The 26,698-nt window shown below is 72.2% G+C and carries 24 protein-coding genes; 9 read left to right on the plus strand and 15 right to left on the minus strand.

What is annotated here, in order from left to right:
- From FB563_RS39330 to FB563_RS39350, 5 genes are all read right to left on the minus strand, one after another.
- On the minus strand, nt 1-299 hold a 299-nt coding region (locus FB563_RS39330; RefSeq protein ID WP_142219233.1), incomplete at its 3' end, for a VOC family protein.
- Nucleotides 300-336: 37 nt separating this feature from the next.
- Nucleotides 337-2,775 (minus strand): right-handed parallel beta-helix repeat-containing protein, encoded by a 2,439-nt coding sequence (locus tag FB563_RS39335; RefSeq protein WP_055705368.1) that lies wholly within the window; start codon nt 2,773-2,775, stop codon nt 337-339.
- 230 nt (nt 2,776-3,005) lie between these two features.
- The gene (locus FB563_RS39340) at nt 3,006-3,611 is read right to left on the minus strand and encodes an Rv1733c family protein (RefSeq protein WP_055705369.1); all 606 of its coding nucleotides are present in this window, start codon (nt 3,609-3,611) and stop codon (nt 3,006-3,008) included.
- Nucleotides 3,612-3,796: 185 nt separating this feature from the next.
- Nucleotides 3,797-4,621, minus strand: coding sequence for an MOSC domain-containing protein (locus FB563_RS39345; protein ID WP_055709913.1), 825 nt, complete (start codon nt 4,619-4,621; stop codon nt 3,797-3,799).
- 43 nt (nt 4,622-4,664) lie between these two features.
- Entirely contained in the window at nt 4,665-5,096 is a 432-nt protein-coding gene (locus tag FB563_RS39350; protein ID WP_142219234.1) for a DUF6643 family protein, read from the minus strand.
- 292 nt (nt 5,097-5,388) lie between these two features.
- Between FB563_RS39350 and FB563_RS39355 the strand changes: the two genes are divergently transcribed.
- On the plus strand, nt 5,389-6,732 hold the full coding sequence (locus FB563_RS39355) for a TerD family protein (RefSeq protein WP_142219252.1): 1,344 nt from the start codon (nt 5,389-5,391) through the stop codon (nt 6,730-6,732).
- A 6-nt stretch (nt 6,733-6,738) separates the two neighbouring features.
- Here the strand turns inward: FB563_RS39355 and FB563_RS39360 are convergent, their stop codons facing one another.
- The gene (locus FB563_RS39360) at nt 6,739-7,932 is read right to left on the minus strand and encodes a glycosyltransferase (protein ID WP_411573230.1); all 1,194 of its coding nucleotides are present in this window, start codon (nt 7,930-7,932) and stop codon (nt 6,739-6,741) included.
- A 39-nt stretch (nt 7,933-7,971) separates the two neighbouring features.
- Here FB563_RS39360 and FB563_RS39365 point away from each other — a divergent pair, with 39 nt between their 5' ends.
- Entirely contained in the window at nt 7,972-8,757 is a 786-nt protein-coding gene (locus FB563_RS39365) for a glutamate racemase (RefSeq protein WP_055709946.1), read from the plus strand.
- A gap of 107 nt (nt 8,758-8,864) precedes the next feature.
- A complete protein-coding gene (locus tag FB563_RS39370) occupies nt 8,865-9,410 on the plus strand; it encodes a hypothetical protein (protein WP_055709945.1) in 546 nt (181 codons plus the stop codon).
- Between the two features lie 36 nt (nt 9,411-9,446).
- Here FB563_RS39370 and FB563_RS39375 read toward each other — a convergent pair whose 3' ends face one another.
- Entirely contained in the window at nt 9,447-10,418 is a 972-nt protein-coding gene (locus FB563_RS39375) for an O-antigen ligase family protein (protein ID WP_142219235.1), read from the minus strand.
- A 415-nt stretch (nt 10,419-10,833) separates the two neighbouring features.
- Here FB563_RS39375 and lnt point away from each other — a divergent pair, with 415 nt between their 5' ends.
- The 3 genes from lnt (at nt 10,834) to FB563_RS39390 (ending at nt 15,109) form a co-directional block, all read left to right on the plus strand.
- Nucleotides 10,834-12,444, plus strand: coding sequence for an apolipoprotein N-acyltransferase (gene lnt, locus FB563_RS39380; RefSeq protein WP_142219236.1), 1,611 nt, complete (start codon nt 10,834-10,836; stop codon nt 12,442-12,444).
- Nucleotides 12,445-12,534: 90 nt separating this feature from the next.
- Nucleotides 12,535-13,014 (plus strand): NUDIX hydrolase, encoded by a 480-nt coding sequence (locus tag FB563_RS39385; protein WP_055710306.1) that lies wholly within the window; start codon nt 12,535-12,537, stop codon nt 13,012-13,014.
- 175 nt (nt 13,015-13,189) lie between these two features.
- A complete protein-coding gene (locus FB563_RS39390) occupies nt 13,190-15,109 on the plus strand; it encodes a helix-turn-helix domain-containing protein (protein ID WP_055710305.1) in 1,920 nt (639 codons plus the stop codon).
- Between the two features lie 86 nt (nt 15,110-15,195).
- Here the strand turns inward: FB563_RS39390 and FB563_RS39395 are convergent, their stop codons facing one another.
- Nucleotides 15,196-15,870: a hypothetical protein gene (locus tag FB563_RS39395; RefSeq protein ID WP_055710304.1), complete on the minus strand. Its 675-nt coding sequence runs from the start codon at nt 15,868-15,870 to the stop codon at nt 15,196-15,198.
- Between the two features lie 346 nt (nt 15,871-16,216).
- Here FB563_RS39395 and FB563_RS39400 point away from each other — a divergent pair, with 346 nt between their 5' ends.
- The gene (locus FB563_RS39400) at nt 16,217-16,420 is read left to right on the plus strand and encodes a cold-shock protein (protein WP_055710303.1); all 204 of its coding nucleotides are present in this window, start codon (nt 16,217-16,219) and stop codon (nt 16,418-16,420) included.
- Between the two features lie 87 nt (nt 16,421-16,507).
- A complete protein-coding gene (locus FB563_RS39405; protein WP_055710302.1) occupies nt 16,508-18,151 on the plus strand; it encodes a DEAD/DEAH box helicase in 1,644 nt (547 codons plus the stop codon).
- Nucleotides 18,152-18,305: 154 nt separating this feature from the next.
- On the opposite strand, the gene FB563_RS39410 is transcribed toward FB563_RS39405, so the two are convergent.
- Genes FB563_RS39410 through FB563_RS39430 form a run of 5 tightly spaced genes read right to left on the minus strand, consistent with a single transcriptional unit; the run spans nt 18,306 to nt 23,746 of the window.
- Nucleotides 18,306-19,325, minus strand: coding sequence for a histidinol-phosphate transaminase (locus FB563_RS39410; protein WP_055710301.1), 1,020 nt, complete (start codon nt 19,323-19,325; stop codon nt 18,306-18,308).
- 3 nt (nt 19,326-19,328) lie between these two features.
- Nucleotides 19,329-20,348, minus strand: coding sequence for a 3-oxoacyl-ACP synthase III family protein (locus FB563_RS39415; protein WP_055710300.1), 1,020 nt, complete (start codon nt 20,346-20,348; stop codon nt 19,329-19,331).
- Entirely contained in the window at nt 20,345-20,998 is a 654-nt protein-coding gene (locus tag FB563_RS39420) for a hypothetical protein (protein WP_055710299.1), read from the minus strand. Before FB563_RS39420 ends, FB563_RS39415 begins: the two co-directional genes overlap by 4 nt.
- Nucleotides 20,970-22,733 (minus strand): thiamine pyrophosphate-binding protein, encoded by a 1,764-nt coding sequence (locus FB563_RS39425; RefSeq protein ID WP_142219237.1) that lies wholly within the window; start codon nt 22,731-22,733, stop codon nt 20,970-20,972. The genes FB563_RS39420 and FB563_RS39425 overlap by 29 nt, the downstream gene beginning before the upstream one ends.
- Nucleotides 22,730-23,746, minus strand: a complete 1,017-nt coding sequence (locus tag FB563_RS39430) for a GlxA family transcriptional regulator (protein WP_234357961.1) — start codon at nt 23,744-23,746, stop codon at nt 22,730-22,732. Before FB563_RS39430 ends, FB563_RS39425 begins: the two co-directional genes overlap by 4 nt.
- Nucleotides 23,747-24,193: 447 nt before the next feature.
- Between FB563_RS39430 and FB563_RS44690 the strand changes: the two genes are divergently transcribed.
- A complete protein-coding gene (locus tag FB563_RS44690; protein WP_159045590.1) occupies nt 24,194-24,349 on the plus strand; it encodes a hypothetical protein in 156 nt (51 codons plus the stop codon).
- Nucleotides 24,350-24,551: 202 nt separating this feature from the next.
- On the opposite strand, the gene FB563_RS39440 is transcribed toward FB563_RS44690, so the two are convergent.
- Nucleotides 24,552-26,168 carry a sodium/solute symporter gene (locus FB563_RS39440; RefSeq protein WP_055709168.1) on the minus strand — a complete coding sequence of 539 codons (1,617 nt, stop codon included), beginning with the start codon at nt 26,166-26,168 and terminating at the stop codon, nt 24,552-24,554.
- Nucleotides 26,165-26,629 (minus strand): DUF485 domain-containing protein, encoded by a 465-nt coding sequence (locus tag FB563_RS39445; protein WP_079049022.1) that lies wholly within the window; start codon nt 26,627-26,629, stop codon nt 26,165-26,167. Before FB563_RS39445 ends, FB563_RS39440 begins: the two co-directional genes overlap by 4 nt.
- Nucleotides 26,630-26,698: the final 69 nt, after the last annotated feature.

Genomic DNA, 26,698 nt, shown 5'->3' on the forward strand with positions numbered 1-26,698 from the left:
GTCGCGTTGCGGCCCGTGGGCACCTTGTTCGGGCCGTCGACGATCTTCCCGCCGTGGGCCGTCAGGAGCGCGGGCAGCCCGTCCAGGTCGTCCACGAGCACCGTGCTCTGCACCTCACGGAACGGGGCGAGGGCCTGCTCGTCCCCCGCGACGAGCAGGAAGCCGCCGAGGCTCGCGACCTCCACGCCACCGTGGGAGAAGCGGGTGCGGACGTCCTGGCCCGTCAGCGCGCGCAGTGCGGGCAGCGCCTCGTCCAGGTCGTACACGTAGAGCCGGGCGAGCGTCGCCAGTGCCTTCATGACCGAAATCCTCCAGGAAGCGTGTGCGGCCGGACGCTCAGGGCAGCTCCGGCAGGTCCTCGGCGAAGAGCAGGGTCAGGTCGTCGGTGCTCGGGTCCGCCAGCTGGGCGACGCGGCTCGCGTGCCGCTCCACCATCGCCTCGAAGGTCTGCCGGGCGGTGCGGCCGTTGCCGAACGCCGGGCCCTTCGGGATGGCCGTGAAGTACTTCAGCAGCGCCTCGGCGGCGCCCGGCGCCAGCCGGTACTCGTGCTCGTCTGCCTGCTGCTCCACGATCCTCAGCAGCTCCTCGGGGCCGTAGTCGCCGAAGGTGATGGTGCGGGAGAAGCGGGAGGCCACACCGGGGTTGACGGACAGGAAGCGCTCCATCTCGGCCGTGTAGCCGGCGACGATCACCACCACCGCGTCCCGGTGGTCCTCCATCAGCTTCACCAGCGTGTCGATGGCCTCCTTGCCGAAGTCGCGCCCGGCGTCCTGCGGGGAGAGCGCGTACGCCTCGTCGATGAACAGCACACCGCCGCGCGCCTTCTCGAACGCCTCCTGGGTGCGGATCGCCGTCGAACCGATGTGCTCGCCCACCAGGTCCACCCGGGAGACCTCCACCAGGTGGCCCTTCTCCAGCACGCCGAGGGAGGCGAGGATCTCGCCGTAGAGGCGGGCGACCGTCGTCTTGCCGGTGCCCGGGGAGCCGGTGAAGACCAGATGCCGCTTGACCGAGGCCGCCTTCAGCCCCGCCTGCTGCCGGCGCCGGCCCACCTCGATCATGTCCGTCAGCGCGCGCACCTCGCGCTTGACGCTCTCCAGGCCCACCAGCGCGTCGAGTTCTCCGAGCACGTCCTTCGACGTCCGCACCGGCTTCGCCGGCTGGGCGGGGGCGATCAGCGGCTCCTGCTCCGTGCTGCGCTGCCCGGGGATCGAACCGAGCAGCCCGGGGGAGGGCGACATGGTCTGTACGGAGGTCTCGCGGACCGTGGGCGGCCGCATGCCGCCGCTCTCGTCGCTGGTGCAGTCCTCCACGACCGGACCCGTGCCGGACGCGGTGTCCGGGCCCGCGTCGGCGAACTCGTAACCGCCGCGCGCACAGCGCTCCGTACGGCACTTGCGCAGGGTCGCCCGGCAGCCGTCGATCACATGGAAGCCGTAGCCGCCGCTGCCGCTGACCCGGCAGTTCAGGAAGCTGCCGCGGCCGCCGGCCGAGACGTAGAACCCGGCCTCGGCGGGGGAGTCGACCGTGCAGCGCTCGATGGTCGGGTCGGCTCCCTTGGTGACGATCACGCCGGTCTGCGTGCCGTCCAGGGTGCAGTTGTTCAGCGTGCCGCCGCTGCCGTGGTCGCGGAACCACGCTCCGGTCGCCGCCTCGCGGATCCGGCAGTCGTCGAGCTGCGCGGTCGCCCCGTCGCTCACCGACACCGCTGTGTTGCGCACCTGCGACAGATCGCTGTCCACGACGTCCGCGCGCGAACCGCGGTCCAGCACGAACAGCGCGTCCGGTACGTCGTGCACCCGGCAGGAGTCGAGGACGGCGGTGGCGCCGTCGCTGACCCACACCGCCGGATAGTCGCCGGTGCTGTCGAAGATCTCGCACTGGTGGGCGTCCACCCGGGTCCCCGGGTCCCACACCGACAGGCCGTTGCGCCCGAACTGACGGACCGTCGTCCGGGTCAGCGTGAGCACCGAACGGGAGCGCAGGTCGACGGCGTTCTCCGGGATGTCGTGCAGGTGGCAGTCGGCGAGGGTGAGGACGGCGTCCGTGTCCAGGGTGACGCCGTCGGCGGTGGTGCGGTGCACGTCGCAGTCGGTCAGCTGCGCGGTCGCCCGCTGGGTCACCTGCACGCCGGAGCCGCGGACCTCGTAGATCTCACAACCCACCGCCTCCAGCGCGGAGTTCTCGCCCGTCACGGTCACCCCGGTGCCCGAGGCGTGGTGCAGCCGGCAGCGCTCCAGGCGCGGATGCCCACCGCCCCGGACGGCCACGCCCGCCTGCCCGGCCGCGACGACCTCGCACTCCTCGAACACCCCGCCCCCGCCGTCGAGTACGGCGATGCCGATGCCGGCCGGGTTGTCGACGGTGCAGCGACGCACGGTCGGGCGGGCGCCACCGCGCACCTCGATGCCTGCGGCGGACCGGGTCACGATCCGCACGTCCATCAGCTCGGGTGTGCCCTCCTCGACCAGCAGCGCGGGTGCCGCCGCGTCCTGGCCCTCCACGTGCAGGTCCTGCACTACGGCCGAGGCGCGCACGGTGAGCGGCACACCGTCCACGGGCGCGATCCGAACCGAGCCGGGGGAGCCCTCGGGGCCACGGAGTGTCACCGCCCGCTGGACCACGAGGTTTTCCCGGTAGGTGCCCGGGGCGATGGTGAGGACGTCGCCGTCGGTGGCGGCCTCCAGGGCGGCGGCGAGCGACGCGTACTCGCCTGTGCGGCGCCGCCACCGCGACGTACCGGTGTGCGTCACCTGGACCGTGCCCTGTGCCATGGCGTTGCTGTGCCCCCACCTCGTCGTACTGATGGCTCGCTCCCACGGGGACTGCCGCCGGTGCCGGGACCACGACCGTGCTCAGCCCCTGGGGCTGGTACGCGTTCGCGCTCCCGGAAACCTGCGCGCGCCCCTGCGGTTCGCTCACCCGCGGGTTGTCGCCGAATGCGCTTCGGCCGGTCCACCGTAGCGTGTGCGTGCACGGTGGACTGACCAGAGCCGGAAGGCCGTCAGCAGCCGGTGCCCGCCTTGCCCCAGTCCGGGCCCGCCCGGTCCCAGGCCTGCTCCCAGCGTGCGTACCGGCCGCGGACCATGCGCCACACCGTGAGCCGCCTGCCGCCTTCGACCAGGCCCGCGGTCAGCAGGGCCGCGCCCATCCCGGCGAGCACCGCGTGTGTCGTGGCGGTGGCGGAGTCCAGCGGGCGGGTCGTTATTCGGCCGTGCGGGTCCGTCCAGAGTCCGAAGTGGGCGCCGGTGTGCGGGAACTTGAGATTCGCCAGGGCCGGGCCGTGCCGGGGGGTGCCGTCCGGTGCGGTCCAGTCGGCGAGGACGCGCCTGCGGATCTCGCGCGCCGGGGTGGTGTCGGGGTCGGTCTCCAGGGGGACCTCGCCCAGGTCGCGCAGCACCGTGGCCGTGACGAGGTGACGCGTGTGCCGCTGTTCGCGCACGGACCGCTGCAGCGAGTCCTGGGCGGCGGTGCCGACGAGGCAGCCGACCACGGGCGCGGCAACGGCGATCAGCACCAGCGCCACGAGGGCGACCCATGCCTCGGCCAGGTCGGTCGGGCGGCGCAGCGGATTGTGCCGCCAGCGCCACAGGCCACTGATTGCCCCCATCTCCCCACCCCCTTTCGCTCCGTCATAACCCCCGCCACGGGAGCGCATCCGCAACCCGAAGCAAGAGAGAGCGACATCACGTCCACCGCGGACGGTCACGCACGCGGCTTCTCACGAAAGTCTCATGCCCTCCCAACGAGCGGGACCCGCCCCTGGTTCCCCGGCCGCCGTACCGGCGCCGCGCGCTACTCCAGCACCCGCACCGGGTCGCCGATCCTGATCGTGCCGCGCGAGAGGGGCACGAGGTTCTGGCCGAAGAGCAGCCTCGAGCCGGCCCTGCGGTGGCGTGCCAGGGTGCGCAGGGGCTCTTTGCCGCGTACGGCGGTGTCCTGGTCGACGGTGGTGACGACACAGCGTCCGCTCGCCTTCGCGACGCGGAAGACCACCTCGCCCATGGAGAGTCGGGACCAGTGGTCCTCGGCCCAGGCCTCGGTGCCCGCGACGACGACGTTCGGCCGGAAACGGTTCATCGGCAGCGGGCCCTCGGCGGCGTGCGCACCGTCGGCGATCAGCGAGTTCAGGGCGTCGAGGGAGGCCGTCGTGGTGACCAGCAAGGGGTAGCCGTCGGCGAAGCTCACCGTCTCGCCGGGCAGGGCGTACTCGGGATCGACGGGGCGGCGGGTGGCCGGATCGTCCATGTGGACCAGGCGCACGTCCGCCCCCAGATAGGCACTGCACCAGGCGTGCGCGGCAGCGGCGGCCGGTACCGCCTCGACTTTCGTGCCGAAGACGTCCACCGGCACGGTCCCGGCGGGCTCGGGCACGGACACCGTCAAGGGCGCCTGGCCGGGCGCGGACAGAAGTACGCCGCCGCCGGCCCGAGGCTCGGCGGCGGCCAGCGCGAGGCGCGGCTGCTCGCGCTGTGTGACGACCTTTCCCCCGTTGTCGATCAGCGTCCAGCGCCGGTCTCCGGCCAGGCCCCAGGGCTCCACCACAGCCTCCCGGGGTGCGTGACCCCGGAACGCCTTGACCGGATGTACGTGGATCGACCGCAATTCGGCGTTTCCCATGCCGCCATCCTGCCAGCAGGCACCGACAGCGACCGGTGGCCGGTCAGTAGCCGCGGTACTGCTGGTTGTTGTACGGGTCCTGGTAGGGAGCCGGCGTGGGCCGCGGGGCGGCCGGGCGCATGGCCTCGTAACCCGTGCCCATGGGGCGCTGCTGCTGCGGGGCCTGCGGGCCGGGGTAGCCCCGCGGGGCGGCGGCCTGCTGCGGGATGTACGCCGTGGGTGCCTGCTGCAGCGGGGCGGGCTGCGGCGTCTGCGGGTAGCCGTAGGCCGGGGCCTGCGGGGAGGGCGCCGCCGGGAGGGCGGGCAGGGCCGACGGCAGGGCGGGCAGGCTGCTGCCCGTGTCGTAGGCGGCGGGGACCCGGATCGGGGCGATCTGCGGAGTACCGCGCTCGGCGACGAGCGAGTCGTAGATCGGGGTGTCCGGGAAGGAGGCGGAGTAGTAGCCGCCACCATAAGTGGAGCGGGGGGAGGTCATGGCACATAAGTTAAGCCCACGATGTGCTCGTTGGGGAGACCGATAAGAGGGTTGTTTTCCGTGTCCGCAGTGACGCGGGATCCCCAATCCGAGCGAACTTGGCAAAAAAGGACGTCCGTGCGCGCTTTAATCGTGTAAAGAGCGAGGTCCTGCGGGGTTACCGCCAGTTGACCGGCGATCCTCCCGCAGTGGTCGGGGAGTTCGCCGACACCGGCGAACAGGTTCTGCGGGTAGGGATGACCTGGACGACCGAGGGTGTACGAAGCCGACACGGATGGGGGTGGGCATGTCCATGCTGAAAGGGGCGAACACGCCGGTGCCGACCACGGCGCTGCGCGTCGAAATGGGGTGGCGCTCCGGGCCCGGCGTGCCCGACGCGGACGCCTCCGCGCTGCTGCTCGCCACCGGGAAGGTCCGCTCCGATGACGACTTCGTCTTCTACAACCAGCCCGTCCATCCCTCCGGTGCGGTGCGCCACGCGGGCAAGAGGACGGCCGACGCAGGTGTCACCGACACCGTCGTCGTGGACCTCGCGCGCGTGGAGGGCACGATCGAGCGGATCGTCCTCGCCGCCTCCGCCGACGGCGGGACCTTCGGGCAGGTCCCGGGCCTCTACATCGAGGTGACCGACACCGGGACCGGCCAGGCGGTCGCCCGCTTCGACAGCCCCGGCGCGACCGTGGAGACGGCCTTCGTGCTCGGCGAGTTCTACCGCCGCCAGGGCGGCTGGAAGTTCCGCGCCGTCGGCCAGGGCTACAGCAGCGGACTCGAGGGCCTGGCAACGGACTTCGGCATCACCGTGGACGAACCCCAGCATGCCGCGCCGCCCCCGGTGACCCCGCCTCCGCCTCCCGTACCGGCCCGCGTGACGCCGCCTCCGCCTCCCGTACCGGCCCGCGTGACCCCGCCCCCGCCCCCCGCGCCGACCCCCGTACCGCCGCCACCACCGACCATGCCGACTGCACCCAGGCCGTCCGCGCCCGCGACCCCTCCGGCGCCACAGCCCGTCCGCCTGTCCAAGGTCACCCTCACCAAGACGGCGCCCTCGGTCTCGCTCGCCAAGCAGGGCGGTACCTCCGGTGTCATGCGGGTGAACCTCAACTGGCAGATGCGCAAACATCTTTCCGGCTGGGGCGGCCGGTGGGGAGGCGGGCGGGGCGAGCTCGACCTGGACCTGTGCGCCCTGTACGAGCTCGCCGACGGCCGCAAAGGGGTCGTACAGGCCCTCGGCAACGCCTTCGGTTCGCTGCACCGGCCGCCGTACATCCACCTCGACGGCGACGACCGCACGGGTGCCGTGGCGAGCGGTGAGAACCTCACCGTCAACCTGGACCACAGGCAGGACTTCCGGCGCATCCTCGTCTTCGTCACGATCTACGAGGGCGCCAGTTCCTTCGCCGACCTGCACGCCACCGTCACCCTGCAACCGCAGCACGGCGCCCCGATCGACTTCTCGCTCGACGAGTGCACCGTGCCGTCCACGGTGTGCGCGCTCGCCCTGATCACCAACACCGGCGGCGATCTCCTGGTGCAGCGAGAGGCGCGCTATCTCGTGCCGGAGCGCGGAGTGAGCCCGCAGCGGACCATAGACCGCGCCTACGGATGGGGCATGGACTGGACGCCCGGCCGCAAGTGACCGGGCTCAGCCCTCGTCGGGCACGGCATCGGGACGCGCGTACGTGCGGCCCTTCCAGGCGGCCCCGCGCCCCCGGTAGTGCTGCACGGCCGAGTCGACCGTCATCAGCAGATAGAGCGACGCGGTGAACGGCAGCAGCGGAGCGAGCCACAGCGGCTGCCGGTAGTAGCGCAGCATCGGCACGTACGTCCCGGCCATCACCGCCCACGCCACAGCGCCGACGGCCGCCGTCGCCGCGGCGCCGCCCGCCGCTGCGACCACCACCGTGGCGGGCGGCACCAGGTACACCAGGGCCAGCCCGGCGACCGTGCCGAGGAGCAGCAGCGGGTTGTGCCGCAACTGGGCGTAGGCGCTGCGCGAGACCATCCGCCACAGGTCGTGCAGCCGCGGATACGGCCGCACGCTGTCGACCCGGTCGGCCAGTCCCAGCCAGACGTGCCCGCCGGCGCCCTTCACCGCGCGCGCGAGCGCCACGTCGTCGATGACGGCATGCCGGATGCCGTCGGGGATGCGCGCCTTCTCCGCCATCCCGGCGCGCAACAGGACGCAGCCGCCCGCCGCCGCGGCCGTACGCGATCCCTTCCGGCCGATCCACCGGAAGGGATACAGCTGCGCGAAGAAGTAGACGAAGGCCGGGACCACCAGGCGCTCCCACGCGCTCTCCACCCGCAGCCGCGCCATCTGCGACACGACGTCGAAGCCCCCCGCGTGTGCCGCCGCCACCAGCGTGCGCAGGCTGTCCGGCGCGTGCGCGATGTCCGCGTCCGTGAGCAGCAGATACTCGGGGTCACGCGCGCGTGCCAGGCCGATGCCGTGCCGCACCGCCCACAGCTTCCCCGTCCAGCCCGCCGGCGGCTCGCCCGGCGAGGTCACGGTCAGCGGCAGCCCGCCGTGCCGCCGGGACAGTTCGCGGGCCAGGTCCCCGGTGCCGTCGGTGCTCCCGTCGTCCACCAGGAAGACCTCCGCCCGCCCCGGATAGTCCTGCGCCAGCAGCGACGGCAGGCTCGCGGGCAGCACCGCGGCCTCGTCACGGGCCGGTACGACCACTGCGACCGACGGCCATGCGTTCGGTTCCCGGCGCGGCGGCAGCCGGACGTCCGTGCGCCAGAAGAAGCCCTGGCCCAGCAGCAGCCAGCACCAGGCGGCCAGCGACACGACGGTGATCCACAGCAGGGCGCTCACGCCCGCAGTCTGCCCCACCGGAGGGGTCCCCAAGGCCCCATCGTCTATCGTGGCCGGGTGAAGATCGCGCTCATGGACTCCGGAATCGGCCTGCTTCCCGCCGCCGCCGCGGTACGGCGGCTGCGACCCGACGCGGATCTCGTGCTCTCCTGGGACCCGGACGGGATGCCCTGGGGGCCGCGCACCCCTCAGGACATCACCCAGCGGGCCCTCGCCGTGTGCGAGGCCGCCGCCGCCCATGAGCCGGACGTCCTGATCGTCGCCTGCAACACCGCCTCCGTGCACTCCCTGCCGGTGCTGCGGGCCCGCTTCGAACCGGACCTGCCGATCATCGGCACCGTCCCGGCGATCAAGCCGGCCGCCGCCGGCGGCGGGCATGTCGCGATCTGGGCGACCCCCGCCACCACCGGCAGCGCCTACCAGCGGAACCTGATCGAGCAGTTCGCCGCCGGTGTCGGCGTCACCGAGGTCCCCTGCCCCGGTCTCGCGGACGCGGTGCACCACGCGGACGAGGCCGCGATCGACGCCGCGATCGCCTCGGCCGCCGCCCGCACTCCCGAGGACGTCACCACCGTCGTCCTCGGCTGCACCAACTACGAGCTGGTCGGCGAGCGCATCCGGGCGGCCGTCCAGCGGCCCGGCCGTCCGCCGCTCGCGCTGCACGGCTCCGCGGGCGCGGTGGCCGCGCAGGCCCTGCGCCGGATCGGCGTGGAGCCGGCTCCGGCCGCCGTCGCCGACACCACGCTCACCGTGCTGCTCAGCGGTCGCGAGGCCACGCTCCCGGACACGGCGCTGTCCTACCAGGAAGGCCGTTTCCTGCAGGCGGTCAGCCCCGTCCGCTGAGCGGCCCGCGACGACGCTCCGCCTCGGTCACAAGCCCTGGCCCACCCGGGTCAGTCACGCTCCGCGACTCCCTACCCGCGCAGCGAAACCTGAGTAACCTCATAAACATGAGGGACCACCCCCACGCCGACGACAGCCAGAACCCCGATGTCTGGACCGGGCGCGCCACCAACCGGGTCCAGTGGCTGCTGGCGCTGGTCGGTGCGGCCTGCATGGCCCTCGGTATCGAGCTGGCCGTGGACTCGGCCTGGACCTCCGGCGTCGCCCCGCTGGTGATGTCCGTCGTGGGCTGCATCGCCGCCGGTCTGCTGGTCCTCTTCGGCACGCTCGCCTTCGTGCACGTCGACCTCAGGCTCGACAAGGAGTGCGTCGAGGTGCGCTGCGGCCACATGGGGCTGCCGCGCCGCCGTATCCCGCTCTCCCATGTGGCCGGCGCCGACTTCACCGCCCTCGTCACACCACGGAACTGGGGCGGCTGGGGCTACCGGTGGCGACCGGAGAAGGGCACGGCCGTGGTCGTACGCCGGGGCGAGGGCGTCGTGCTGCGCCTGTGGGACGGCCACACCTTCACGATCACCGTGGACAACGCCGAGTCGGCGGTCCGGGTCATCAGGGACCGGCTGCGGACGATCACTCCGGGATCGGCCCGCTGAGGCCGCGCCTCGCGCGGCACGCGGGGAATCCGCAGTTCAGCTCCGGGGTTCCGCGCCGTCGCGCGCCCACGGCCGCGCCGTCGCCCATCCGGCCAGCAGTCCGGCGCCCACGGTCACCGGGGTGAAGCTCAGCGCGTTGCTCGCCGCGGCCAGCACGGCCAGTGCCGTCAGGGCCGTGCCGGCGGTCAGGGCGACCGGGGTGGAGCGGGGAGAGCGCCAGAGCGCGTGCAGCAGCCAGCAGAACGCGGCGCCGAAGAGGAGTACCCCGACGACGCCCTGCTCCGCCGCCAGCTGGAGCAGGGCCGAGTGCGGCTTGCCGTCGGCGGACACCGTCTGCGCGGCCGTGCCGTCCACCTCTGCGAACCGTCCCGGACCGACCCCGAGCCCCCGGTTCCGCCCCGCCAGACGCAGGGCGTCCTGCCACAACGCAACCCGGTGCGCGCTCAGCCGGCCTTCCAGCACCCGGGCGAGTTTGCCCGGCAGCGCATCGGCGGCGAGCGCCCAGGCCGTTCCGGCCGCCAGCGCCGCCGCCGTCGCCAGGCCCAGCAGACAGGCGCCCCGTCGGGACACCGAGCCCGCGGCGAGCGAACACAGCAGTACAGCCGCACTCGCCACGCACCCGGCCGCCGACCCCAGCACGGCCCCGGCCAGCACGAGCCCGAGGGCCGGCAGCCGCAGCACCAGCCTCAACTCCGGTACGCGCGACGCCCAGGCGGCGCAGCACGCGGCACCCGTGGCCAGCGTCAGCAGGGCGGCCGTGCCACCGGCGTGGCCGAGCGGGGCGGCGTACCGGGGACCTGCGGCGAGACCGGGCAGGGCCACGGCGAGCGTCAGGCCGGCCGCCGCACCGGCGCATGGCGCGGCCACCGGCAGCAGCGCCCCGGACATCCGGCCGACGGCATGGCCGGCGGCCACGGCGAGCACCGCGAGCAGCACGCCCTCGGGCCGCCCGTCGTGTGCCGCCGCGGTGATCAGCGACCAGCCGGCGCAGGCGCCCAGAAGGATCATGCCCGCCCCGTCGGAAACGTTTCGCCTGACGTCGGCCGCGCCCGCGGCCATCCCGTTCGCGGACCTCGTTCTCCCGGCCGCAGACCTCGTCCCCGTCGACCCCACCGCTGCCCCTCGTCCCCGGTCCCCGACCCCAGTTCCAAGTCATCCCCGGTCCCCGACCCTTGTTTCAGGCCTGCTCACGGTAGCGGCTGATGACCGGTTTGGGCACGAGATGCGGCGGAAGGTCGCGGTGGGGCGGGCCGAACGACGTGGCGCCCAGTCGGTGCCGAGGCGCGTGCTCGTCCCGTGACGGGGCCGGCGCGCCGGCCGGCCGGGACGGGCGGCGACCAGGGACGACCCCGGTCCGCGGTGCCGGTCCCGGCCCGCGAACCGCGCTGTCGGCGGCCCAGGTGGCCGCCGTACACTCACCCGGGTGACCGTCACCGCAACTTCCGTGGACCAGCCGGACCAGCTCCAGCCGTCCCCCGCGCCCAGCGCGTTCCGCGGCCGCCTGCTGCGCCTGGTCCCGGCCGTCGCCTCCGCGCTCTGCGGAGTGCTGCTCTACGTCAGCTTCCCGCCGCGCACCCTGTGGTGGCTGGCGCTGCCCGCCTTCGCCGGTTTCGGCTGGGTGCTGCGCGGGCGTGGCTGGAGGGCGGCCCTCGGCCTCGGCTACCTCTTCGGGCTCGGCTTCCTGCTGCCGCTGCTGGTGTGGACCGGCGTGGAGGTGGGGCCCGGTCCCTGGCTGGCCCTCGTCGCCATCGAGGCGGTCTTCGTCGCCCTGGTCGGCGTCGGTGTCGCCGCCGTCTCCCGGCTGCCGGCCTGGCCGGTGTGGGCGGCCGCCCTCTGGATCGCGGGCGAAGCGGTACGCGCGCGTGTGCCCTTCCGGGGCTTCCCCTGGGGCAAGATCGCGTTCGGGCAGGCGGACGGCGTCTTCCTGCCGCTCGCCGCGGTGGGCGGCACGCCCGTGCTCGGCTTCGCGGTCGTCCTGTGCGGATTCGGCCTGTACGAGGCCGGCCGGCTGCTCGCCGAGCGGCGCCGGACCGGGGACGTGCGCCGGGGCGCGGCGGCCGCCGCGCTGCTGAGCGTCGCCGTCCCGGTCGCGGGTGCGGTCGCCGCCCGGCCGCTGGTGAGTGACAGGGCCGAGGACGGCACCCGGACCGTCGCGCTCATCCAGGGCAACGTGCCGCGCTCCGGTCTGGAGTTCAGCGCCCAGCGACGGGCCGTGCTCGACTTCCACGTGCGCGAGACGCTCAGGCTCGCCGCCGACATCAAGGCGGGCAGGACCCCGAAGCCCGACTATGTCCTGTGGCCGGAGAACTCCTCCGACATCGACCCCTTCAGCAATCCGGACGCGGCCGCCGTCATCGACGGCGCCGCCAAGGCCGTCGGCGTGCCCATCTCGGTCGGCGGAGTCGTCGAGAAGGACGGCAAACTGCTCAACGAGCAGATCCTGTGGGACCCGGTCGAGGGACCGACGCAGACCTACGACAAGCGGCAGATCCAGCCGTTCGGCGAGTACCTCCCGCTGCGCGGGCTCGTCGGCGCGGTCAACAAGAACTGGACCGGTATGGTCCGCCAGGACTTCAGCCGCGGCAGCACTCCGGGCGTCTTCGACATCGACGGCGCCAAGGTGGGCCTCGCCACCTGCTACGAGGCCGCCTTCGACTGGGCCGTGCGGGACACGGTCACCCATGGCGCGGAGATGATCTCCGTGCCGAGCAACAACGCGACCTTCGACCGCAGCGAGATGACCTACCAGCAGCTGGCCATGTCCCGGATCCGCGCCGTCGAGCACAGCCGCACCGTCACCGTGCCGGTGACCAGCGGCGTCAGCGCGATCATCATGCCGGACGGGAAGATCACCCAGCGGACCGGCATGTTCGTGCCCGCCTACCTCGTCCAGAAGGTGCCGCTGCGCACGTCCAAGACCCCCGCGACCGAGCTCGGCATCCTCCCGGAGATCGCTCTGGTGCTGGTCGCCGCGGGCGGTGTCGGCTGGGCGATCGGGTCCGGGCTGCGCCGTCGGCGCGCCGGTGGCGCCTAGCCGTACGACCGGGATACGCACCCTTGAACCGGTGCGTACGCCCGCTGAACAGCCAGGAGTTCATGGGTCCGGCCCGTTAGGGTCGGGCCCATGGCTACTCCTGACTTCATCCGCACGCTCCGCTCCTCCGCCGGCCGGCAACTGCTCTGGCTCCCCGGAGTCACCGCGATCGTCTTCGACGACGAGGGCAGAGTGCTGCTGGGCCGGCGGGCCGACACCCGCAAGTGGTCGGTGATCGGCGGCATCCCGGAGCCGGGCGAGCAGCCCGCGGCCTGTGCCGTGCGGGAGGTCTTCGAGGAGACGGCGGTGCGCTGCGTGGCCGAGCGGGTCGTCCTCGTCCAGGCCCTGGAGCCGGTCACCTACCCCAACGGCGACCAGTGCCAGTACATGGACATCACCATCCGCTGCCGCGCCGTGGGCGGCGAGGCCCGGGTCAACGACGACGAGTCCCTGGAGGTGGGCTGGTTCACGGTGGACGCGCTGCCCGAGCTCCATCAGTTCGGCCTGCTCCGGATCAAGCAGGCCATGTCCGAGGCACCCACATGGTTTGACCCTGCGACTGCCGACTGAAGTATGGGCGGCGACCACAGGTAGTGATGGAGGGCGGATCGTCAATGGGTCCAACGTCCGTGGTCTGCGCGCCTCCGCCGTCACGTCCGCAGATGTGTGAAGCGCCCGGTATCGCCCGGCCCAGGAGTTTTCCACAGCCTGACCAGCCGGGCGGCCGATGCGGAATCCTGTGACCATGTCTCGCGATCACCTTCAGCCGGCACCCGGCGGCAGCATCGAGGCCCCCTTCCTCGAGCTGCTGGCCCGCGACGCCTCCGTGGAGGCGTACGAGCAGCCGGTGCTGCTCGCCCGCGCCGAGGGCGGACCGGCCGACCGCATCGCCGCGCTGGAGCGGGCCAAGCTGCTCGCCCTGCGCGTCCGGGCCGAGCTGGAGGGGCGCCGGCGCCGCGAGGCGGAGCTGTCCGCGCTGTTCGAGACCGCCCACGACCTCGCGGGTCTGCGCGACCTCGACGCCGTCCTGCAGGCCATCGTGCAGCGCGCCCGGTCCCTGCTCGGCACGGACGTCGCCTACCTCACCCTCAACGACCCGGCGCGCGGCGACACCTACATGCGGGTCACCGAGGGCTCGGTCTCCGCCCGCTTCCAGCAGCTGCGCCTCGGCATGGGCGAGGGCCTCGGCGGACTGGTCGCCCAGACCACACGGCCGTACGTCACGGAGGACTACTTCAAGGACGCCCGCTTCCAGCACACCCTCACCATCGACGCCGGCGTCCGTGACGAGGGCCTGGTCGCCATCCTCGGCGTCCCCCTCATGCTCGGCCCGCACGTCATCGGCGTCCTCTTCGCCGCCGACCGCAGGGCGCGCGTCTTCGAACGCGCGCAGATCGCCCTGCTCGGCTCCTTCGCCGCCCTCGCCGCGGCCGCGATCGACAGCGCCAATCTGCTCACCGAGACCCGCGCCGCCCTGGCCGGCCTGGAGCGGGCCAACGAGATCATCCGGGACCGCAGCGCGGCCATCGAGCGCGCCTCCGACGTGCACGACCGGCTCGCCGAACTCGTCCTGCGCGGCGGCGGGGTGCACGACGTGGCCGCCGCCGTCTCCGAAGTCCTCGACGGCACCGTGGAGTTCGGCGAGGCCGACGCGGCGCCGGCCGCCGCGCTGGAGGCGTCCCGCGCCGAGGGCCACGCGGTACGGCACGGCGACGACTGGATCGCCGCGGTCGCCGCGGGCGGCGAACTCCTCGGCGCGCTGGTGCTGTGCGGACATCCCGGCCTCGACCCCGTCGACCAGCGCACCCTGGAGCGCGCCGCGATGGTCACCTCCCTCCTCCTGCTCGCCCGCCGTTCGGCGGCCGAGGCCGAACAGCGGGTGCGGGGCGAACTGCTGGACGACCTGCTGGACGCCCGCGACCGCGATCCGCGCCTGCTGCGCGAACGCGCCGCCCGGCTGCACGCCGATCTGGACGCCACCCATGTCGTCCTCGCCGCGCGCCTTGACGGCCCGGCCGCCGACGCCGACGAGGAGGCCGCGGCCCGCCGCCGGCTGTGGTCGGCCGCCTCCCACCTCGCCGCGACCGGGCACGGCCTGGCCGCCGCACGTGACGGCGGCACCGTCCTTCTGCTGCCGCTCGCCGCCGGCGACACCGCCACGGACCTGGCCCGTCGCACCGCCCGCCAGCTGGGTACGGCCGTCCACCAGCCCGTCACCGTCGGCGCCTCCGCCCCGGTCGGCGACCTCGCCACCCACCCGGAGACCGTCGCCACCGCCTACGCCGAGGGTCGCCGCTGCCTGGAAGCGCTGCATCTGCTCGGCCGGGCCGGGGACGGGGCGGCGGCCGAGGACCTCGGCTTCCTCGGCCTGCTCCTCGCGGGCGAGCGGGACATCGCCGGCTTCGTCGACCGCACCATCGGCCCGGTCGTCTCCTACGACGAGCGACGCGGCACGGAACTGCTGCGCACCCTCGACGCGTACTTCGCCTGCGCGATGAGCCCGGCCCGGACCAAGGACGCGCTGCACGTCCACGTCAACACGGTCGCCCAGCGGCTGGAGCGGGTGGGCCGGCTGCTGGGCGACGACTGGCAGACCCCGGCCCGCGCCCTGGAGATCCAACTCGCCCTGCGTCTGCACCGGTTGGCGGCCCCGGACAGACGCTGACCCCGTACGGACGTGCCGTACGGGGGCCGCGCGTGCGGAGTCCGGCAGCGCGCCGGTCGGACCGTTCCGGCGAGGTGTCCGGTGGATCAGCCTCGGACGACGAACGTCCTGTTCCTGCCGGAGCGGCTGGAACAGGACCGCTTCTCCTCGGTGGTCATCTTCCTGGACTTGACGACCACCGCGTTGCTCCGGCCGTCCGTCCCGTTCGGAGCAGGCCCGGTGATGACGTCGGGGACGAACCAGAAGTAGTGCCCCCACTTCCGGTCGTCGTAATGGGTCTGCCAGGTGCCGGAGACGGTCTGCATCACCTGCGCACGGGAGATCCAGCCGACCTCACCCGGTTTCACCGTCATGTTGACGGAGCTGGTCTCCGAGTGCGTGCTCGACCAGGAGTGGCTGTAGGTCGCTGTCACGCTGAAGTCGATGATTCCCGCTATCTTGCCGCCGGCGGTCACGGACACGCCCGCCGAGTCCGTGGAACCGACCGTGTCGGACCAGGTCATCGACTGGGTGGCGGGCGAGGTGCTGCAGTTGTAGAGCGAGTCGGAGACGCGGTGGAAGTCTCCGAGATACGCCTGGCCCAGCTGCGGGTCGTTGAAGGTGCACTTGCCTTCGCCGGAGTCGCAGTCGGCCATGATCTGCGCCCGGGTGGGCTGGTCGTCGGCCGCGGCCGGAACGGCTGTCGCCGCGACCGCGCCCAGGACAGCCACTGAGAGCGCCAGCGTGCGCCCGCCGTGGCGCGTCCTGCGGTTGTTCGCCATACATGTGCCTTTCGCTGTGCATGAGGGGGGTCGGCGATCGCGGGAAGAGTGACCGAAAGTGCCGTGATCACCGCCTGTTGCGCTTGAGGACTCGCAACAACTGACCTATCTACACCACCAGTTGACGAAATCCCAGCCGTGAGTGACCTTCTGCCCGTAAGTGATCGGCGAGACCCGCTGCGCCTCCGCGACGGCATGCCGTCGGCGACCTGTGCTATCGTGTTGGCGTTGCAGTTTTGGTACCCATGAACCCATGTGCGCCTGACGGGAATGTTTCTCCTTCGGGCGCATTGTTGTTTGCCGGCATCTCCGGAATGGGGCCTCTGCCTACAGAACGGAGAAGAAAATGGCACAGGGAACCGTGAAGTGGTTCAACTCTGAAAAGGGTTTCGGTTTCATCGCGCAGGACGGCGGCGGCCCCGACGTCTTCGCCCACTACTCGAACATCGCGACCCAGGGCTTCCGTGAGCTCCAGGAGGGTCAGCGGGTCTCCTTCGACGTCACGCAGGGCCAGAAGGGCCCGCAGGCGGAGAACATCCTCCCCGCCTGATCGCCGGACGCGTATCCGCTCACCGGGGTCCGCACCGTCAGGGTGCGGACCCCGGTTTGTGCTGTTTCCAGAAAGGCAGACAACCGCATGTCCCGCAGGCCCCAGAAAACGAACCGGCGCGCCTCGTCACCCCGACCGTCGGCGTCGTCGCCGAGGGAATTCCGGCTGCCGGAAAGCACGACACCCGCCCTTCCCGCCGTCGAGGAATTCGCCGCTCTGGACATGCCCGCGGAGCTGCTGAAAGCCCTCACCACGCAGGGCGTGACCACTCCCTTCCCCATCCAGGCCGCCACGCTGCCCAACTCGCTCGCAGGCCGTGACCTGCTGGGACGAGGGCGCACCGGCTCCGGCAAGACCCTCGCCTTCGGGCTGGCCCTCCTGGCCCGCACGGCCGGACTGCGAGCGGAGCCCAAGGCGCCCCTGGCTCTCGTGCTGGTGCCCACCCGGGAGCTCGCCCAGCAGGTGGCGGACGCGCTCACCCCCTACGCGACGGCGGTGAACCTCCGTCTGGCCACCGTGGTCGGCGGGCTGTCGATCACCAAGCAGGCCGGTGCGCTCCGGCGCGGTGCCGAGGTACTCGTGGCGACGCCCGGCAGGCTCAACGACCTGGTGGAGCGCGGAGACTGCGAGCTCACCGGCGTACGCATCACGGTGCTGGACGAAGCCGACCAGATGACCGACATGGGCTTCCTGCCGCAGATCACCAAGCTGATCCAGCAAGTACGGCCCGACGGACAGCGCATGCTGTTCTCCGCCACCCTGGACCGCAACATCGACCGCTTGGTGCAGCGGTTCCTGACAGACCCCGTGGTGCACTCCGTGGACCCGTCCGCGGCAGCGGTGAGCACCATGGAGCACCATGTGTTCCACGTCCAGGACGAGACCGACAAGAAGGCCGTCACCACGCGGATCGCGGCCCGTGACGGGCGGGTCATCCTCTTCCTCGACACCAAGAGGTCCGCCGACCGGCTCGCCAAGCGGCTCCTGTCCGTCGGTGTCCGCGCGGCGGCACTGCACGGCGGCCGCTCCCAGCCGCAGCGCAACCGCACCCTGGAGCAGTTCAGGAACGGGCAGGTCACCGCCCTGGTGGCGACGAACGTCGCGGCCCGGGGCATACACATCGACGACCTCGACCTCGTCGTGAACGTCGATCCCCCCACCGATCACAAGGACTACCTCCACCGGGGCGGCCGCACGGCCCGCGCCGGTGGCTCCGGCAGCGTGGTCACGCTGGTCCTGTCCGACCAGAAGCGGGACGTGAACCGGCTCATGTCGGACGCGGGCATCCGCCCCCGAACGGCCCGCATCACGTCGAGCGACCCGGAACTGGCCACCATCACCGGCGCCCGCGAACCTTCCGGTGTGGCCGTCACCATCGAGGTGCCCCAGCCGGCGACGCCGACGGCGTCCCGCCCGGACCGGAAGAACGGTACGGAGCCCGGAAGGCGATCCGGCCGCCGCCGCCGAAACGGCGGCGGAGCCAGGGCGGCGACAGGTACTGCGGCCAGGACGGACAGCGGGGGCTCCGACCGCCGGTCCGGGGCCGGGGCGACAGCGACCGGTGGCGCCCCCGCAGCCGGCGGGCGCGGTTCCGCCCGCCGAGCGGGATCCGGCGGGGCCGCGGGAGGCGCCACCGGAGCGGGCGGCCGCGGTTCCGACCGCCGGCCGGCGACCGGCGCTGCCTCCGGCAAAGCCGTCCGCGGATCCGGCCGCCGCAGCTCTGCCACCTAGGTCCTGTCGTCGAACTCCCGCCGTGGGGGTCCCCCCGGCCGAAGGCTGGGGGGTTCGGCGACGGGGCCTGGGCCGCACCGGACGAGGCCGGCCCTGGTGACGACGTCCCTGGCGAGGTCGTAGGGCGGGAACAAGCCGCCCTCGCGCCCACCCTTCACGTCCGCGACGCACTCCGGTGCGCGCGCACTTCCGCCAGCGCGGTCAGCACCGTGTCGTTGGCGTTCCGGTTGCCGACGGTGAGCCGGAGTCCCTCACCGGGGTAGTGGCGCGTCTGGACACCGGCTTCCGTGAGTGCCGCCGCGCCCGCATCGATCGGATCGGGCGCGGCGAGCCAGACGGAATTGGCGTGGCCGGGGCGTACGCGCCAGCCGAGGGACGCCAGTTCGCGCCGGAGCCGTTCACGTTCGGCGACGACGGTGTCCACGCGGAGGCGCAGCTCGCTCTCGGCCCGCAGTGATGCCTGCACCGCCGCCGTTGCCACCGCGTTGATCCCGAAGGGCAGCTGCTGCCGGCGGATCCGCTCCACCAGCTCGGAGGAGCCGAGGCCGTAGCCCACCCGCAGGGCGGCGAGGCCGTAGGCCTTGGAGAAGGTGCGCAGGACCAGCAGGTTGGGGTGTGCGTCCAGGAGCGCGGGTGAATCCGGCAGATCGGTGTCGCGGGCGAACTCCACGTACGCCTCGTCGAGGAGCACGGTGATGTGTCGAGGGACCCGGCGCAGGAACGCCGACAGCGCGTCGGCGGTGACGAGGCTGCCGGTGGGGTTGTGCGGATTGCACAGCACCACGACGCGGGTGCGGTGGTCGAGCGCCGCGAGCAGGGCGCCCGGGTCCTGGTGTCCGTCCGGCGACAGGGGGACGGGGACAGGCTGAGCGCCGGCCATGCCGGCCAGGAGAGGATAGGCGTCGAAGGTGCGCCAGGCGTGTACCACCGCGTCACCGGGCCGGACCACTGCCTGGAGCAACTGGAGGGCCACGCCGACCGATCCGCTGCCGACCGCGACGCGGTCGGGGGGCACCCGGCACCATGCGGCGATCCGCTCGGTGAGGTCGTCGGGGTGGAACGGCGGGTAACGGTGAGCCTCTGCGACGGCCCGCTGCATCGCCTCGCGTACCGAGGGCAGCGGGGGATAGGGGCTCTCGTTCAGGGCGAGCCGGTGCAGCACGGGGATGTCCATGGCTCAGCCCCGTCCGCCGTGCCAGCGCACGGCGACGGCACCGGCGAAGTCGCCCGCGTGGGCGAATCCCCCCAGCACCACCAGGTCGCCGTCCGTCACCCGTCCGGAGTCGATCGCGCGGTCCAGGGTGATCGGGATCGCCGATCCGAAGAGGTTCCCGTACTCGTCGAAGGTGTTCAGGTGCCGTTCGGCAGGCAGTTGCAGCGCCTCTCGCCAGTTCCGCAGGAAGGTGCGGTTGGGCTGGTTGGTGATGAGGACGTCGATGTCGGTGCTCGCCACGCCGAGCCGCCGGCACAGGGCCGTGACCACTTCGGGGACGAGGCGGTTCCCGCGTGCCAGGACCTTGGCGACACTGGCGTCGGTGAACCCGATCCGCAGCTGGGACTCGCCCGGCTCCCAGTACTTACGGCCGTCGTCGACGGCCACGGTCATGTCGCCGGCGTACTCGCCGATGTGCCTGGTCTCCACGTCGAGGACCGGCGACTGCGCCGACGTCGTCACGTACCCCACACCGCAGCCGTCCCCCGGGATCGCCGCCTGGGCGAGTTTGCGCACCTCGGACTGGGTGAACCACTGTCCCGCGGCGCTTTGCGCATTGCATATCAGCGCCGTCTTCGCGTCGGTGGAGGTGAGGATCTGCCGGGCCAGCTTCACCATGTGCACGAACGACGCACAGCCCGCGTTGGCCACATCGACGAGCCACTCCGGGTTCAGACCCAGCCGACGCGCCACCTCGGTCCCGGCGCCCACGAACGGCAGGTCCGGCAGCTGGCTGTGCACCAACAGCACGTCGACGCCACGGATTTCCTTCATGCCGTGCCGTTCGACGAGAGGTTGTACGGCGCGCTCGACCATGTCGGCGTTGGTCTCGTCCCTGGCCACGTGGTGCCGTAACGGCGGCACCTTGAACATGGGGTGGTTGCGGAGCTTGTCCTCGGCTCCGGGGAAGTCCGTGTAGAACTCCGCGGGGACCGGCTCGCCGGGCAGGTAGCTCGCCACGTCGGTGAGGCTGACCGTGGTCACGGAGCCACCGCCCTCGCCGGCGCCGAATTGACCGGCAGGCCGCCCCGGTGCCGGTGTTCCAGGATGGCCTTGAGGTTGTGCATCTCCACGGTGTGCCCCGCGTAGAAGAGGTCCCAGTAGTCGCCCACCCAGGGCCGGTCGGGGCGGGGCGCCAGGCCGGGGTGCGGGTTGTCGTCGTAGTAGGGGTGCCGGCAGTTGGTCCAGGTGATCACCGAACCCGGCTTGTCGAGGACCAGTCGGGCCGGCACGACCCGCATCAGGTAGATCATCCACAGCTTCTCGCCCTGGTCCCAGGAGCAGTGGTAGTCCACGGTCATGGCCTCTGGGTTCGCGATCACCCTGCAGTAGATCCGGGTGTCGTCCTCCAGCCGGTCATGACCGACCCACAGCCCCGGTGTGCCGGTGGGCGCGAAGTCCCGCAGGCTGCAGGTCCACTCCTCCAGGTGGTGCCCCTGGCGCAGGTAGTCGTAGGCCTGCTCCGGCGGGCAGTCGACGTACTCGTGGATGGTGCAGTACTGCCCGTAGACCTGATGGTGGGGGTAGACCGCGTGGGTGAGCTCCATGCAGTGGGCGGTCAGTTCCTCCTTGCCGGTGTTCTCGATCCGGACCAGACCGGGGATGTCAGCCAACGTGGACAACGGCTCGCTCATCCGAACTCTCCTTGCTCTCGGCGGCTTTGGTGAAGGACTGGAACGGAAGGAACGGGGGGATCTCCCGTGGGTCGCACTCCACCGAGACGAACGCCGGGCCGGCGCCGGCATTGCTGCGCAGCAGTGCCGTGCGCAGGTGCGCCGCGTCGGCGGCCTCCGTGACCTGCAGGGACGGGAAGGCGGCGGCCACTCCGGCGGCGAGGTCGGTCCGGGCGAACAGGTCGTCGCTGCGGACGCCACCCTGGAAGAACTCCTCCCGCATCGCGCACATGGCGTGGGCGTTGTTGTTGAAGATCACGAAGGTCACGGGTGCGTCGTACTCCACGGCGGTGTGCACCTCCATGCCGTGCATGAAGAAGGCCCCGTCGCCCGCGAGGACGTAGGTGCGCCGGCCGGTGGCGAGCGCGGCGCCGATGCCGGCACCGAAGGTGTAGCCCATGCCGCCCATGCCGACCGCCACCACGAAGCGGCCGTGTCGCGGTGCCGGGAGGAGATGGATCGCGCCGGCCCCGGTGTTGCCCGCGTCCACGAAGACGTGCGCGTCCTCGGGGAGGGCCGCCTCCACGGCGGCGACCGCCTGGGCGTGGGCAACCGTTCGCCCTCGGGTCCCGACGAGCGCACCCGGGACGGCAGCGGGCAGGGGGCCGGCGTGCGGCGGGCAGGGGCGTCGGTGCGGGGGCAGCCGGGCGGTCACCGCGCGCAGCGCGTCCCGCAGGTCCCCGCCCAGTGCGGTGCCTGCCACGAACGGCGGTTCGGGGCAGAGGCTGATGACGTCGGTGGCGGCCAGGGCCCGGTCGAGGCCACCGCGCGCCAGGAGCGGCAGCCGGGTACCGACCAGCAGGCACAGATCGGCCCGGCGCAGACAGTCCTCGACGTTGGCATGGCCCATTACCCCGGCCACTCCCGCGAATCGGGGATCACGGTTGTCGAAGACGTCCTTGGCGTCCGGGGTGACCGCCACCCATGCCCCGAGGCGCCGGGCCAGTTCGGCCAGTTCCCCACGTGCGCCGGCCGTGGCGACGCCCTCACCGGCGATGACGAGGACGCGACCGGCCGCGCGAAGGGCGTCCGACACGGCGCTGACGGCAGCTGTGTCGCGCCGCGCCGTGGTTGTCGTGGCGGGGCCGGCCGGTGTCGGGGCCGCACCGCGGGCGGGCACCCGGATCCGCGCCTGCTGCACATCCTTGGGCAGCAACAGCACGGCCGGTCCGCGTGGCTCGGCCTGTGCCGCCGCGACCGCCCGGGGCAGCAACTCCACGAACGAGTCCGCTTCATCGACCCGGGCGCAGAACCGGGAGAGGGGTGCGAAGACCTCACGTGCGTCGAAGGAGCCCGCCCTGCCGCTGGAGTCCTGGAACGCCCCGTGCCCTTCCTGGCCGGTCGGCGGCTGGCCCACCAGGGCCAGCACGGGTACCCGGGAGGCGTACGCCTCCGCCAGACCCGGTACGAGATTCATCGCCCCACCGCCCGAGGTGGCGGCAACAACCCCCAGGCGGCCGGTGGTACGCGCGTATCCGTCGGCCATGGTGACGGCGGAGAACTCGTGTTTGGCGACGACGCCCCGGACGGCGCCGCCGCGGTGCACCGCGTCGTACAGGTCCTCGATGTTCGCGCCGCCGACGCCGAACATGTGGGTGACGCCGGCCCCGGCGAGTTCGCCGGCCAGCCAGTCGACCAGACGTACCGTTTCTCCGTCGGCTTCCCCCGTGTGTGATTCCGAGGTCGTGATGGTCATGCGGGGTTCCTCTCCCTCTCGTGGTGCCGGTCGATGAGGCCGGACGGCGAGATGACCTGAAAGCGGTGCCGGTATTCCTTGGGGGTGAGTCCCAGGGTCCGTCCGAAGGAGCGGAAGAACGTCTCGGTGGCGGCGAATCCGCAGCGGCCGGCTATCTGGCTGATCGTCAGGTCCGTGGTCTCCAGCAGTTCGCGTGCGCGGGCGATACGCGTCCGCTCGACGTACTGTCCGGGTGTCGTGCCCACCTCGCGCCGGAAGACCCGGGCGAAGTTGCGCTGACTCATGTTGGCCCGCCGCGCGATCTCGGCCACGGGCAACGGGCTGTCCAGGTTCTCCAGGATCCACTCCTGCGCGGCCCGGATCGGCGGATGGTCGGCCAACTGCGCGTCGAGGACGGCGCTGTACTGGGACTGGCCTCCGTGCCGCTTGAGGAACAGCACCAGGAACCGTGCCGTCTGCAGCGCGAGCGCGGATCCGTGATCGGCCTCCACCAGAGCCAGCGCCATGTCGATGCCCGTGGACACGCCGGCGGAGGTCACGAACGGGCCGTCCCAGACGAAGATCGGCTCGGCGTCCACCGTCACGTCCGGATAGCGGGAGGCCATCGCCTCGCTGTACGCCCAGTGCGTGGTGGCGCGCCTGCCGTCGAGGAGGCCCGCCTCGGCCAGCAGAAAGGATCCGCCGCAGACGGAGGCGACCCTGCGCGACCGGGCCGCTGCCCGGCCGATCCAGGGCACGAGTTCCTCGTCCCGCAGTGCGCTGTCGAGACTCCACCCGCCCGGTACGAGGAGTGTGTCGATGGGGCCCTGCCCTGCCTCCAGTGGTGATGCCTCGACCACCATCCGCGAACTCATGCGCACCAGCGGTGCGTCGGCGGAGACGAACTCGGTCCGGTAGGGGATGCCCGAGGGGCCGAGGAGGCGGTTCGCGGTATCGAACACTTCGATCGGTCCGGTGATGTCCAGGGCCATCGCGCCCCCGTACACCACCACAACAACACGTCGCTCCAACACGGTCACAGCCTGTATCGGATCTCGCACTGGCTGCAATGACAGATTACTGACGCATCCGGCCAACGCGCGGCGCCACAGGGGCGGGCAAGGCGCTGGCAAGGCAGTTCGTGTACCGGGCGGCCGGCGCTGCGTGAGGCAGCTCACAGGGCGTCGGTGCGGCCGTGCACGTGCTCGGCCGAAGCCGCCGAACACGTCAGGATGCAGGCATGAGAATGCCTGTCGGCCGTCCGAGCCTGCGCCCGTATCTCCCGTACCGGCAGCGCCCGATGACGAGCGACCCCCCAGCGACGGGTTCGTCACCCGGCCGGGGATGCTTCGCGTCGCCCTGGGCAGGATCGCGCCCGACCGGTCTCTGGTGCGTGCCACGATCGACCGGCTGCGGGTGAGGAGCCTGGCCGCGGTGTTCTGCGCCCACTCCCACTACGATCACGCGCTCGACGCGCCGGTGTGGCACTGGAGACCGGCGCGGAGCTGGTCGGATCGCCCTCCACCGCGAACATCGGCCGCGGCCTGGGAGTGCCGGAGTCGCGCTTGCCCGTGGTCGGGGACGGGGGGACCGTCTCCTACGGCCGCTTCGACCTCACCTTCCTGGACTCTCCGTGAAGTCGCCCGCAGCGGACACGTCCATGTGAGCACCGTCCGCTACCGCCTGCGCCGTTTCGAGGAGCTCACCGGCACCAGCCTGCACGCCCCGGAAACCGTGGTGGAGCTCAACTGGCCCTTGGCAGCACGCGAGTTGGAACCCCAGGGCGGGCTACGGCGGCGGCGTCGAGGCCGCGTGCGCAGCCCGCCCGGGCGGATGCGGTCATTCGGCCGCGGCCAGCAGCCGTGCCTCGCTCTCCTCGTACAGCCGTCGGCTCTCGTGGCTGTCGGCGGCGCGGCGCCGCTGCTCCCAGCGGCTGCCCAGCCAGCCCGCCAGATAGCCGAACGGCACGGAGACCAGGCCGGTGGACTGCATGGGAAACCAGTGGAAGTCAGCGTTCGGGAAGACCGCCGAGGGCGTGCCCGAGACGGCCTTGGAAAAGATCATCAGCACCAGGGCACAGGCCGCACCGCCGTAGAGGCTCGCGAGCAGGCCCGTCCGTGTGAAGCCCCGCCAGAACAGGGAGTACGTCAGTGCCGGGGCCACGGCCGACGCGCCGATGCAGATCGCCAGCGTGGTCAGTACGGCGACGTCCCAGTTCTGCACCAGGGTGGAGAGCGCGATGGCCACGGTTCCCACGGCCACGCTCGTCCACGCCGCCACCGTCATCTCCGTACGCGGCTCCGCCCGTCCCCGCCGCACGGTGTGGGCGAACAGGTCGTGGGCGAGCGACGAGGCCGCGGCCAGGGTCATTCCCGCGACCGAGGACAGCAGCGTGATGAACACCGTGCCCGCCATGGCCGCGTAGAGAACCGTGGTGCCCACCGAACCGGCGCCACCGCCGAGCGCCCGGGACAGCATGAGCACGGACGTCCTTCCGTGGGGGTCGGCCGCGGTGATGTACTGCGATCCCACCAGCGCGGCCGCGCCCGTACCCATGATGATCACGAGCAGGCAGAACGTGGTGACCGTGCCGACCGCCCACGACATGGAGCGACGAATGGCCGGCACGTCCCGCGCGGAGTACAGACGCATCGTGATGTGGGGCAGGCAGGCGGCGCCGAGGATCACGGTGATCTGAAGACTGGCGAAGTCCAGCCGGTCGACGGCCGAGGTGCCCAGCTGCAGGCCCTGCCGGAAGAAGGCGGGGCCCGCTCCGCTGCCGCGCCGGGCCGCCTGGAGCACGGCGTCCGGGCTCCAGTCGAAGCGGTTCAGGACGAGGACGGCGACGGTGGCGCTGGTGCCGAGCAGGAGCACGATCTTGATCATCTGAATGAGCGCGGTTCCTCGCATACCGCCGAGCGCCGCGTAGATGATCATCAGGCTGCCGACGAGGACGATGCACGTCGTCCTGGCGCCGGCCAGATGCGGGATGCCCAGGATGAAGGTGAGCAGGGACCCGGCTCCGGAGAGCTGGACGACCAGGAAGGGCAGGGTCGCGCCGAGCGTCACCACGCAGGAGGCGACACGGACCGCGCGCCCCGGCATGGTGCGGGCCAGGACGTCGCCCATGGTGAAACTGCCCGCGTTGCGCAGCGGTTCGGCCAGCAGGAACATCAGCAGCACCAGCGAGAGGGCGGTGCTGACCGTCAGGACGTATCCGTCGTATCCGGCGAGCGCGATGATGCCGGTGGTGCTCAGCACCGTGGCCGCCGAGATGTAGTCGCCCGCGATCGCCAGGCCGTTCTTCAGGGGCGTGAGCGAGCGGTAGCCGGTGTAGAAGTTCGTCAGGTCGTCGCGGTCCGGTCCCGCCATCACGCACATCAGCAGGGTGAGGGTCACCAGGGTGGTGAACAGGACCAGGACGACGGCCTGTGTCCCCGTGCCGAAGTCGTTCATCTCGCCACCCCGGCTTCCTGGTCCGGCCGCCGGACCGTCTGCTCTCGCACGGCCCGCGCCAGTGGGTCCACGGAGCGTCGGGCGCTGCGGCCGTACCAGAGGACCGCCGCGAAGGTGACGACGAGCTGGAGGACCCCCAGGGCCATGCCCAGGCTCAGTTCACCGGTGATCCGGGAACCCATCAGGTCCGGCGCGCAGCAGGACAGCACGACGTACACCACGAAGGAGCCGAGCGCGGTGAGCGTGGAGACCCGGCGGAGCACGCGGTAGGCCGAGCGCAGGGCGGCGAGGTCGCCACCGCGCCGGCCGGTCTCGGGCGCGGACGGTTCGTACCGGGCTGCTCGGCCGTACGGCTCGTACGAGAAGACGTCGTACGCATAGTCGTACGTGTAGGGGTTGTCCTGCGGGACGCTGTGGCGGTACGACACCTGCCGTGGATCCCGCTCGTCGGGGAGTGTCATCGCGTGCGTGGCCTTCCGGTGCGGCTCTGATGCGGGGGCGTTGGTGGAGCTCGGGGGTGGCGGCGCACG

The sequence above is a fragment of the Streptomyces puniciscabiei genome, assembly GCF_006715785.1.
Classification (GTDB): Bacteria; Actinomycetota; Actinomycetes; order Streptomycetales; family Streptomycetaceae; genus Streptomyces; species Streptomyces puniciscabiei.